The organism is Anaerococcus lactolyticus ATCC 51172 (genome assembly GCF_000156575.1).
Taxonomy (GTDB): domain Bacteria; phylum Bacillota; class Clostridia; order Tissierellales; family Peptoniphilaceae; genus Anaerococcus; species Anaerococcus lactolyticus.
Map to the genome: position 1 here is coordinate 1 of NZ_GG666204.1, position 233 is coordinate 233.

The following is a 233-nucleotide window of genomic DNA, read 5'->3' on the forward strand; positions in this document are numbered from 1 at the left end:
CTGGCGCAGCGCAATGCGCCGGAGATCTTGTTCAACTACCTCGGGCGTTTCAGCCAGGATGAGGGACACTGGACGCCGCAACGCAGCCAAACCCGCTTCCGCGACGCCTTCGCCGTGGCGCAGGATGCGCAGCAGGCGCTGTCGTATGGCCTGGAGGTGAATATCTTTGTCGAAGAGCGGCGCGACGGCGCCTGCCTGGCGATCAACTGGAGCTGGCTGGAGGCGATTTTCAG

1 protein-coding gene is annotated in these 233 nt (G+C 63.9%); it reads left to right on the forward strand.

Features of this window, described 5'->3' with window-relative positions; all coding sequences use genetic code 11:
* Positions 1-233, forward strand: a 233-nt coding sequence (locus HMPREF0072_RS12250; RefSeq protein WP_004831168.1) for a hypothetical protein, incomplete at both ends; no start/stop codon positions are given.